Source organism: Okeania sp. KiyG1, from assembly GCF_014132355.1.
Taxonomy (GTDB): domain Bacteria; phylum Cyanobacteriota; class Cyanobacteriia; order Cyanobacteriales; family Microcoleaceae; genus Okeania.
On record NZ_BLZO01000105.1, the window covers coordinates 35,770 to 45,735 of the forward strand.

At 38.3% G+C, this 9,966-nt stretch carries 10 protein-coding genes; 1 reads left to right on the forward strand and 9 read right to left on the reverse strand.

Going from position 1 to position 9,966, the window contains the following annotated elements; all coding sequences use genetic code 11:
* Positions 1 to 140: 140 nt before the first annotated feature.
* From SAGCYANO_RS24865 to bioD, 7 genes are all read right to left on the reverse strand, one after another.
* Positions 141 to 365 (reverse strand): DUF433 domain-containing protein, encoded by a 225-nt coding sequence (locus SAGCYANO_RS24865; RefSeq protein ID WP_202222538.1) that lies wholly within the window; start codon positions 363 to 365, stop codon positions 141 to 143.
* A gap of 50 nt (positions 366 to 415) precedes the next feature.
* Entirely contained in the window at positions 416 to 1,462 is a 1,047-nt protein-coding gene (locus tag SAGCYANO_RS24870; RefSeq protein ID WP_202222539.1) for a hypothetical protein, read from the reverse strand.
* A gap of 114 nt (positions 1,463 to 1,576) precedes the next feature.
* Complete coding sequence (locus tag SAGCYANO_RS24875) at positions 1,577 to 1,813, reverse strand: type II toxin-antitoxin system Phd/YefM family antitoxin (protein WP_202222540.1); 237 nt, start codon at positions 1,811 to 1,813, stop codon at positions 1,577 to 1,579.
* A 36-nt stretch (positions 1,814 to 1,849) separates the two neighbouring features.
* Positions 1,850 to 2,326: an AAC(3)-I family aminoglycoside N-acetyltransferase gene (locus SAGCYANO_RS24880; protein WP_202222541.1), complete on the reverse strand. Its 477-nt coding sequence runs from the start codon at positions 2,324 to 2,326 to the stop codon at positions 1,850 to 1,852.
* Between the two features lie 363 nt (positions 2,327 to 2,689).
* On the reverse strand, positions 2,690 to 3,340 hold the full coding sequence (locus SAGCYANO_RS24885) for an SH3 domain-containing protein (RefSeq protein ID WP_202222542.1): 651 nt from the start codon (positions 3,338 to 3,340) through the stop codon (positions 2,690 to 2,692).
* Positions 3,341 to 4,294: 954 nt separating this feature from the next.
* Positions 4,295 to 5,512: a M20 family metallopeptidase gene (locus tag SAGCYANO_RS24890; protein ID WP_202222543.1), complete on the reverse strand. Its 1,218-nt coding sequence runs from the start codon at positions 5,510 to 5,512 to the stop codon at positions 4,295 to 4,297.
* Between the two features lie 267 nt (positions 5,513 to 5,779).
* Entirely contained in the window at positions 5,780 to 6,484 is a 705-nt protein-coding gene (gene bioD / locus SAGCYANO_RS24895; RefSeq protein ID WP_202222544.1) for a dethiobiotin synthase, read from the reverse strand.
* A gap of 20 nt (positions 6,485 to 6,504) precedes the next feature.
* On the opposite strand from bioD, the gene SAGCYANO_RS24900 reads away from it, so the two are divergent.
* Positions 6,505 to 6,660, forward strand: coding sequence for a hypothetical protein (locus SAGCYANO_RS24900; protein ID WP_202222545.1), 156 nt, complete (start codon positions 6,505 to 6,507; stop codon positions 6,658 to 6,660).
* A gap of 926 nt (positions 6,661 to 7,586) precedes the next feature.
* Here SAGCYANO_RS24900 and SAGCYANO_RS24905 read toward each other — a convergent pair.
* Together SAGCYANO_RS24905 and SAGCYANO_RS24910 are read right to left on the reverse strand one after the other, a co-directional pair.
* The gene (locus tag SAGCYANO_RS24905) at positions 7,587 to 7,802 is read right to left on the reverse strand and encodes a hypothetical protein (RefSeq protein ID WP_202222546.1); all 216 of its coding nucleotides are present in this window, start codon (positions 7,800 to 7,802) and stop codon (positions 7,587 to 7,589) included.
* Between the two features lie 373 nt (positions 7,803 to 8,175).
* Positions 8,176 to 9,300 carry a mechanosensitive ion channel family protein gene (locus SAGCYANO_RS24910; RefSeq protein ID WP_202222547.1) on the reverse strand — a complete coding sequence of 375 codons (1,125 nt, stop codon included), beginning with the start codon at positions 9,298 to 9,300 and terminating at the stop codon, positions 8,176 to 8,178.
* Between the last annotated feature and the right edge of the window lie 666 nt (positions 9,301 to 9,966).

Genomic DNA, 9,966 nt, shown 5'->3' on the forward strand with positions numbered 1-9,966 from the left:
TTCAGGGTGTCCACGGTTGATTTCGGTTCAGCAATTTATTAGCTTGTGCTGCTAGTGTCCGCTAATTTCAACTAATACTTCAAAGGTGTTGCTAATCAAAGTCGCGATCGCAGGCGACAGTTGTGCATCTACCCAAATTATCATACGACTAACACAGGATGATTAAGTTTACGGGAGGCATATAAAAGGGCAGCTTGCAGATCGTTAGCCTCTAGATCGGGCATTTCTGCTAAGATTTGCTCGGCACTCAGTCCAGCCGCAAATAAATCCAGTACATCCGATACCCTAATTCTCATACCTCGGATGCAAGGGCGACCGCCACACTGTTTAGGATTAATCGTAATTCTTTTCAGTAATTCTGACATATAGTTTGACTCCAGAGTAAATTTTAATCTTATTATAGACGTACTTAATACTATTTGTTATTACTATTGTCTGGTTGAAACCAACCCTTGATTGCTGCTTTTACAACTTTAAGAAACTTATTTTCTAATACAAATTGATCAATTGCTGCTTCTCCAGTTGCTTTTAAAGCATTGATTACACGGCGTTTAAAGCTAGGAGTAGTTTCATCATTAATATACTCAATCTTTTCCTCCTCAGTAGCATTAGGATGAGATTGTTCTAACTGTTTGAGAAGCTGTTGAATTTCCTTAGCTGCTTCTGCAAGAGTTTTCTGTTCCTCAGTATGGATGTATGGATTGGTTTGTTGTTGCGCAGAGTCTCTAACTGTGTTAGCTATATTACCAAAATTAGTTCCTTGAAAATTATTAACATTTTTGTCTGACATATATATCTCCTTATTTGTTTGAATACTGGCTCTGGACAAAGTGCTTTGATTAGGATGATTCAGGATACAATTATTGAAGATGTAGTTGATTGTCTTATCTGGAATTGGTTTTACTCCAGGTTCAACATCACCTGCATCTGGATTTTCAGCTTCAATCTCAATTACAAAGTCTAAAATCCTGCTCTTTACAGTATCAAGAACTGCAACATAGGCATGAGTAGGAATAAGAGTCCATGCTTCCATACAAGTATATCTCCATCTATCACCCATATAGTGATTTAGTATAGGAAGATAATCTGCTGGCCATAATAGACGAAGAACACTTTCATTTGTTTGACTCACAACTGTCTCTAAAGCACTAACGCTTTGAAGAATATCTTTTGTTGATACTAATTCCCTAAAATCTTCGGGTAAGGGATATAGAGGAATCTGGCAATTTTTCCAACCGCTACCAAAAGAACCAAAAAAATCACCCTGGCACTCTAAGTTCTTTAGAATTCTATAATCTGGCACTTTATTTTCGTCTTCATAACCATTCAACTCCTGTCTAATCCACTCTTTAAAGGCTGGATGATCTAAATGTGCAGCTAGGATTTGACACATTCGCAAAATACCTGCTAACTGAAACTTTGGATCGATTGTAGCATCTTGGATGCGCCGTAATAATCTCATTCAGTTAAAAATACTTTTTTCTACTCTAGCATAGAAAATTTAAAAATTAGTGGGGAGAAACTTTTGGATACTTCTCTAGTTAAAATAACTGCTTATTGTGCAGAAACTTTTTTCTCATTTCCCCTCAAATGCGTTCAACATATCTTCCGGTAAAGGAGCATCAAAATCATCCGGAACAGTAAACTCACCTGCACACAAACCAAATGGTCGTAATTTCTTGCTACTACCAATAGGTCTAATTTCAGCGATCGCTTGCTCAGATCGAATTATTACAACAGTTTCCCCATCTTCCACTAAACGCAAATATTTCAGTAGATCGCTTTGAATTTCATCAATAGTTACATTTAGCATGATAAAAAACCTCAGAATTTCTACAAAAATGATCGCTCAATAATCTTTTTTGACTGCAATATCAAAGTGTAGAACATCTTCCCGCACACCCCCAACTTTTCTATATAACTCTATTGCCGGATCGTCACCGTAGTCAGCTTGAACGAAGATAACATAAGCTCCCCGATCGACAGCTATATTCTTGAGTGCGTCAATGAGCGCCATTGCTATACCTTGGCGACGGTATTCAGTCGATACCGCCAAATCATATATATAAATCTCGCTACGTTCTTGCTCAAATTTGTGAAGTTGATATGCTGCCAGACCACCCACCACCTCTTCATGTTTTAATGCGACCAACACGATAAAATAATCCCTGCTAAGTAGCTTACGAAGATAATCAGTTTTAGGCTGGACTTTGCAATAAGTTTCCACTTCATCAAACGCATCACCAAAAACATTAAGCAAGTCTTGCATTAGCTTTATATCTTTCTCAGATAGATGTTGAATAGTGATATTTTCTGTTGAGTTCATACCAATATATATCCCAAAACAAGATAGATACAAATAATATTTTCCGTATTCTGTCAATCAAAAAAAAAGGCTCATCAAAACAGAAAATATGAGCTTCCTGAGTCAATGACCGTACCAAAAATATTTGTTGTTGTTGAACGTTAGACCTTCTTATAAATTACCGAAATATTGTGGTTTAAAGCCTCCCCTTTTAAGGGGATAATAAATAAAAATTTTCTTGTTCGTCAATCCTCTCCTTGAAAAGAAGAGGTAATTCTAAATTCTAAATTCTAAATTCTAAATTCTAAATTCTAAATTCTAAATTCTAAATTCTAAATTCTAAATTCTAAATTCTAAATTCTAAATTCTAAATTCTTGAATCAGCTAATTACATTGAATATAAGGTCTCCATACCCACCCCATTTGTTGAGGAGTTTGTAGTGATTGAACATAAACCCATTTTGCCTGAGACTGTTGTCCTACTGGTGGTTCAGTAACTCTCACTTGAGTACCTTTATTAAAAGCGAAAGGCACATTAGAACCTGTGGCATTGGGAAAATCTCGCACTGGAATATTTGGATATTCCGGGGAACCCACTGCCTGACAAACTGTTCCTACTGGCACTCCACCTGTTCTATTTCCTGTATTAGGTAGTTGTGAGGCAGAGCGTGTATTGCAATTTTGCAGATAGGGAGTATATACCCAACCTTGAGAATTATTAGGTCCAATTACTTGTGTCCATTGTCCATCATTAGACCTATTGATGACTGTTACAGAAGTACCGTTATTAAAAAAGGCAATATTTGTACCTCCATTTGGCTGGTCTCGGAAATCTACACCTGCACGGGTATCTGCTGGTGAAGACTGAAGCTGACAAACTTGTTGTTGAGCAAGTAATATTTCATTTGTCTGATTAACTGATGGAGTCCACTGGTCTGCCATGGCAATAGTTGGCATTTGACTTCCTAATAAAGATAGAGAAGCAATTGTTAATATTCTTAGGTAATTTGGTTTTTGCTTGATGTTATTTTTCATAAATATTCTGAATTATTTGTAATCGCAAGTTTAACTACTGACTATGTAAGTCTATATTTCAGATGTTTTGATTATTCTTAATACTTTGTTTAGAGAAAAACATCTTTTTTTTAAGTAGGGTTATCTGTCTAATAATATTTATATTTTAATAAAAATCAAAATTTTGACAAGGGAGATTTACTAAGTTAACAAAAATCCCTATTTGCGTAAATAAACCTATTAACTCAAGAACAGGAATTTAAGGAATTTAAGCCGGAGCGAAAATCTAGGAAAAGTCTAAATAGGGCTTGCTAAAAAGTCTTATGGGAAAGGGTAGGAGACAGGATAAAACCCACCCCTCGCCCCTCCCCCTCCCAACCCACCCCTCGCCCCTCCCCTCCCAACCCACCCTAACCCCTCCCAGGAGGGGGAGACAGGAGACAGGAGAAATGGGAATTATAGAGGAGGTAGGGGTAAGAATTGTCCCTTGATTTTTCTGCCATAATCGTCCTAAAATACTAGCTTTTTGAGCGTTTTAGACTGAAACAGGCGCACTTTTTCAAGGCCCCAAAAAGGCACTTTTCTTTATATATCAATGCTTTTAGATTTAATCAGTAATACCATTTCTCACGCATTCTTGCTACACCTCCTTGAGAGTAGGGAGTAGGAACCCACCCCTCGCCCCTCCCCCTCCGGTGGAGGGGAATTTGGGAGTAGGGAGTAGGGTTAAAAGATATAAGATATTTGGATTTAATGCAGATAATCCCATGCAAACATTACTGAATAATTATTATTACTTAATAACTGAAGTTGCATCGGAAGTATAGCATTATTTTTGGGAATTGGTATAAGCCCTAAATACTTGTAGCAAATAATATTTATAAAACTGGTATTACAGTCAACATCATATTAAAGAAACCGGACTTTCTCAGAAAAATCCGGTTAAAAATCAAAACGTTATTCGAGCAAAATTAATTATCTCTGATTACAAAACTTCTCTACACAACGCATAAACATTTCTACTCCAATTCCTAGAGCAGTTTCATCAAAATTAAATCTAGGATGATGGTGCGGATAAGCTAAATTTTTCTCGGCATTTGCTGAACCTAAAAAGAAATAACAACCAGGTACTTCTTGCAGGAAAAATGACATATCCTCACCCCCCATAGTTTGACATTCAGGTACAACACCCGCAGGAGTTTCTACTAATAATTCAGCTACACTTTTAACCAAATCTGCCATTTTTTGATCGTTAATTAACGGGGGATAAAGAGGAATATAATTAAATTCATAACTCGCCCCGTGACTTTCACAAACTCCGGCAATAACTTGCTCAATTCGTTTAGCAAAATAATCTTGATAAGCCAAATTAAAGTAGCGCACTGTACCAGCCATTCGAGCAGTATCAGCAATCACATTAAATGCCCGACCTGCTTTTAACTCCCCAACCGTCACAACCGCTGAATCTATAGGATTAATATTCCGAGCTACTATTGTTTGCAAAGCATTAATAATTTGAGCTGCAACCACGACAGAGTCTACAGTTTGATGAGGCATTCCTCCATGACCACCTTTGCCCAAAATCGTGCAATTAAATCTTTCAGTAGCTGCCATTAAAGCACCACTGCGGACTCCTACTGTGCCGAGGGGTAGATTATTCCACAAGTGCAAACCAATGATGGCATCCACATCAGGATTTTTCAACACCCCCGCTTCAATCATTGGTTTAGCGCCTCCAGGTCCTTCTTCTGCTGGCTGGAAAATGATTTTTATGATTCCATCAAAATCTTGGCGATGGGTAGCGAGATAGTGGGCAGTACCGAGAGCGATCGCTGTATGTCCGTCATGGCCACAGGCGTGCATCACACCATTATGTATCGATCGATATGGCACATCGTTTAATTCTTGAATTGGCAAAGCATCTAAATCTGCCCTGATAGCTAATACAGGTCCTGGTTTACCACTGTCAATAGTTGCCAGGATACCTGTTTTCGCAACACCTTTTTGATGTTCGATCCCCCACTCTTGCAATTTTTGGCAAATAAATTCCCCTGTTAAATATTCTTTGAAACCTAGCTCTGGTCTTTTATGGAGATGTCGTCGCCATTCAACTAACAAAGGTTGTAGTTCTCTAATTTCTGGACGCAGTTGAGATTGAGCAACGGAATTTGAGGTCGGAATAGTTGAAACCATATTTTTTATACTGAATTATTAATTTTTGATTGTGGTTGGTCATTTCAGTTATCAGTTATCAGTTATCAGTTATCAGTACCGACCACTAAAGCCAGAGGCTTGAAATACTGAACTGAATATTCTCTTGGTCGATTGGATATGGCGCAGGTTTCCTCGCCATCCCACCCTACGGGAAGCTCCGCTTTTTCCTAGGTCATGCTACGCAAACATGTCGGCGACAGCCGTTAACGTAGTTATGCGAAGCAAAACGACCGCTTTTTCATCCCCTTAAAAGGAGAGGCTTTGGACCTCATTTTTTGGCAAAAATTTCTCTAAATCTAAATTAGAGGCTGCTGCTGCTAATTTGTCTAGGTTGTTAATATCTGGCAAATGTGGTATAATTCCGCATACTTGTACTTGAGTTAAGGATTGAATTAGCTCAACAGGAGTCCAGTCAGCAATTTCTTGCTCAGAACAAGGTTTAACACAGTTGAGAATAATTCCTCGGAGGTTAACCTTCATTTGACGAGCTAGAGCAACATTAGCTACGGTTTGAGCGATCGCGCCTAACTTGATTGGTACAACCAAAATAGTAGGTAAATGCCAATCCCTAGCTATGTCTGCCACCATAAGTTCGTGAGTTACAGGAGAACCTAGTCCCCCTAAACCCTCGACTAACACAAAATCTTTTTGTTGTCGTAATCTTGCAAAAGTTGACCATACCCGGTCTAATTGTACCAGACGACCTTCCCGTTCTGCGGCTACAGGAGGAGCAACAGGAGTTTCATACCATAAAGGGTTAATTTCGTCAAGAGATTGGTCTAGAGAAAATAATTTAGTGTAAAGTTCGCGATCGCCAATGCCAGTTTGAATAGGTTTAAATAAGCCTAATTTCCGGTCTTTATGGTAAGTCTGCCAATAAGCAGCAAGAGCGAGGGTCAATATAGTTTTACCAGCGTCGGTATCGGTTGCAGTAATTAAAAGTTCTTTCAAAGCATTTACCCTGGAATATTATGTCTGGATTTTTAAATTGTAATATCTTCAGGAAGAAGAAAGAAGGAAGAAGGAAGAAGGAAGAAGGAAGAAGGAAGAAGGAAGAAGGAAGAAGGAAAAATGGTTGTGCGTCAAGAAAGTGTGGTTCGTGTGGTTCGTGTGGGGACCCACCCTAACCCCTCCCTGGAGGGGAATGTGGGGAGGGTGGGGAGACGTCGGAAAGTAGGAGGAATAATTCTACCTGTATCTTTTCCTAACTTTTTGGTCCAAGAAGCTTAAATATTTGCAATTTTTTCGCGACCAAAATGCGCTCAACCTTTATATATCAGTGCTTTTAGATTAGATTCGCCAGCTATACTTACTTATCCCACACATTACGCGATCTGCACAACCCTCCCTTATTTATAAGTATTCAACCGGACATGATATTATCTGAGTTTTAAGCTCTCGATCTGTCCTAAGCTTTGCTTCTACTGCTATACAACTTCAAGTTAGTTAAGTGCAGAAAATAAGTCTCCATATTTTCATCCTGGAGATGGAGGAGTAGCGATCGCTTCCGTAGTCGAAACCCAAAATATGATTACTTCGGCTTTCGTTGGATCGGATATTAACTGTGGAATGATGTTGCAAGTTGCTGATATCAAGTCTCATTAATTAGCCACGATCAAAATCGGTAGTGCTACATTGTAATAGTACAGTGGGAGCATCTTGCTCCCATTCTAAGCTCCCATTCTAAGCTCCCGTTCTAAGTGTTCCTTGTCTCCACCTAGCATTACGCGATCGAGACTACCTAAAAATATTCAGGACTTACGCACGATCGCCAAATACAGTAGGGGTTAACGGCCGTTAACCCCTACAAATGGTTGATAATTTCGTCTGCGTGCGTAAGTCCTGTATTTATCAAAATAATTGGGTCGCGCCACCCCGCCTTTTAAGGCGAAATATTTTTGGAGCGAAGCTCAAATCCCCTACTTCCCCTCCCCTCCACGGTCGGGGGAGGGGCGAGGGGTGGGTTAACTTCTGACTTCCCCTCCCTCCTGGGAGGGGTTAGGGGTGGGTTGGGAGGGGCTAGGGGTGGGTTGACTTCTGACTTCTGACTTCATTAAGGATCGCTACGATTTTCCAACTCCTTTACAGCATCTTCTGTACGTTCATTAGTATTCTTGGGCTTCAACCAATCAGGCCATAGCCCAACTATAAATTTTCGACTTTGCCAGCTAGCATTTTGGACAGGTTGAGGCACAAATTCAAAACTATCACCAGCAATTACAAAAACTATGCTCACAATGACAAATAACCATATTAGATTCTTATTCATAAGCTGATATTAATTAGATTTATTTGTTTAACTTTAGTATTCCCACTACTTACAAAAATACTTCATACAGAAGTTTTTGAGTCGATCGGGTACAAAAGAAAATATAATAGAAAGAAAAAAGTTAGGTAAAGCCGGAATAAAAAGATATTGGTAGCCCTGTAAAAGTAGTGGCTAGTAAGTATATCCATTTTATTACTAGTGGTCTGTCAAGTTAGTTTTGATGGGTTAATCTTCCTCTGTAACCTCTGTCTTTTATGCTCTCCCTGCTCGTCTCAACCCATCAATTCAAAGCTGACAGACCACTAGAAGTTAAACCTAAAAAATCACTACTTGCTTACCACTACCAAAATATTAACTTATAGATATTTAGTACTCAATTCTTGCTTGCCATTTTCATATTTTTTGCATAAGTTTCTGTGTCAGTTACAATATAAACATTATTAGCTGCAATACCTTCTTTTTCCATGAACCTCATTACCCTCAAGTGAAATTCATTCCTATCACGCCCGTAACCAGCAGGAAGGTGATACGCAACATACTTGATCTTGCGAGTATTACCCTCAACACCTTGGAACATTACATAATGCTCCAGAAAAACTCCCATACTTTTAAATATTTCATCAACACCAGCCATTATCCTCTCTACTTGATCTGCTGTAATGCCATCAATTTCTAAAGTTCCTGCTATCCCCCACTCGTCAACATCAGCTCTATTTTGAGACCAGTTATCTACAATACCACCCACCATTCGAGAATTGGGCATTTTAACGATCGAACCCCATTCCCATGCGTACAACTTTGTTGTTCTTAAACCTATTTCTGCAACCTGGAAAAAACCACTTAATCCTGTAACTACTATCCAATCACCAGGTCTATACAACCCATCAGTATAGATAATTATAGCACAACACCAATCATAGATAATGTCTTTAAACAACAGACCTAAAGCAACACCAGCACCACCAAGTAAACCTATCAGAGCTCCTGCAGATGCTCCTAAAAATACTTCTGCTCCTTTAATACATACTACAACAATTGCTGCAACCCGAAATAGTCTAGGGAAATAAGGAACCAGCAAATCATCAAGGTCTGTATCAGTATGAACAGTCAGGAATTGTAGTAGTTGACCCAACAAAGGAGCTGCACGATAAATTACATTTGCTACCAAAGCAATAGCAGCTAAAGCGAGAAGATCATCTATAAATGTGTTTAATTGATCGCTGATATACTCTATTAAAATTATATGCACTGCCCAGAACCCAGCAACTAAAACTAACCAGCTTAAGGGTTGTTTAATGATAGCAATCAATTGATCGTCTATATCAGATTCAGTGTTAGAAGCTAGACGTTCAATACTTCTAATAATTACTCCAGCAATAAATCCCTGAAGTATTAGTGTTAATAGTAGCACTCCAAATGCTAATAATAGTTTATATGCCGATAGGCCAAAAATAGTTATTTCTCCAAGACTATTCCAAACTTGTTCTAATGCGTCCATTTTTTTTCCTCAACTTAGAGATTTATCATAAGAATAGAATAAGGTACTTTCCTAGTTTACAGAAACTAAAGTCTAGAGTCTAGTACAATGCAAAATTCAGATCGTTCTTACAGTAGCAAAAAAACTTTCGATCAAGTATTGTTAATATAATATTTTAATATGGGCATTGCATCTTCATGGAATTATGAGAGCAGGCATTGGTGAGAGGCACATTAAATTTAAAATCATCAGGCATAATCCTGCAAATATAGAATACTTTAATTTGTTCTGACAATCTCTTTTGCCTGATGCAAATAATGCTAGGCGTGATAAATGCTTGTTACAAATAGTATTAGAAAGGAAGAAATAAGAGCGAAGAACTCAGAAGTAATAGATAAATCAGAAAAAGAGGAAAAACTATCGAAATAGGTAGCTTGGAGGATTGGAGAAGTTCTTTATTAGGCATAGATTTTAGTCTTTTTTTATATCTTTTTTGAATTGGTATAATTAGGGCTTACCGATCAATTATAAAACTATTGACAAGTAAAGGTTTGAGCCTTCTTTGATTCCCAAAAAGTGCGCTTGTTTTAGTCTAAAACCCTCAAAAAGTTATCATAAAAGGCAAACTAAGGACAGAAAAATTGAGGGACAATTCTTACTCCTACCTCCTCGCTCATTTCCCCTTTC

Excerpts from the sequence above, each read along its gene's own strand:
- SAGCYANO_RS24910 (WP_202222547.1), bottom strand. The coding sequence starts at position 9,300 with ATGGACGCATTAGAACAAGTTTGGAATAGTCTTGGAGAAATAACTATT.
- SAGCYANO_RS24865 (WP_202222538.1), bottom strand. The coding sequence starts at position 365 with ATGTCAGAATTACTGAAAAGAATTACGATTAATCCTAAACAGTGTGGC.
- SAGCYANO_RS24870 (WP_202222539.1), bottom strand. The coding sequence starts at position 1,462 with ATGAGATTATTACGGCGCATCCAAGATGCTACAATCGATCCAAAGTTT.
- SAGCYANO_RS24905 (WP_202222546.1), bottom strand. The coding sequence starts at position 7,802 with ATGAATAAGAATCTAATATGGTTATTTGTCATTGTGAGCATAGTTTTT.
- SAGCYANO_RS24880 (WP_202222541.1), bottom strand. The coding sequence starts at position 2,326 with ATGAACTCAACAGAAAATATCACTATTCAACATCTATCTGAGAAAGAT.
- SAGCYANO_RS24890 (WP_202222543.1), bottom strand. The coding sequence starts at position 5,512 with ATGGTTTCAACTATTCCGACCTCAAATTCCGTTGCTCAATCTCAACTG.
- SAGCYANO_RS24900 (WP_202222545.1), top strand. The coding sequence starts at position 6,505 with ATGTCTGGATTTTTAAATTGTAATATCTTCAGGAAGAAGAAAGAAGGA.
- SAGCYANO_RS24885 (WP_202222542.1), bottom strand. The coding sequence starts at position 3,340 with ATGAAAAATAACATCAAGCAAAAACCAAATTACCTAAGAATATTAACA.
- SAGCYANO_RS24875 (WP_202222540.1), bottom strand. The coding sequence starts at position 1,813 with ATGCTAAATGTAACTATTGATGAAATTCAAAGCGATCTACTGAAATAT.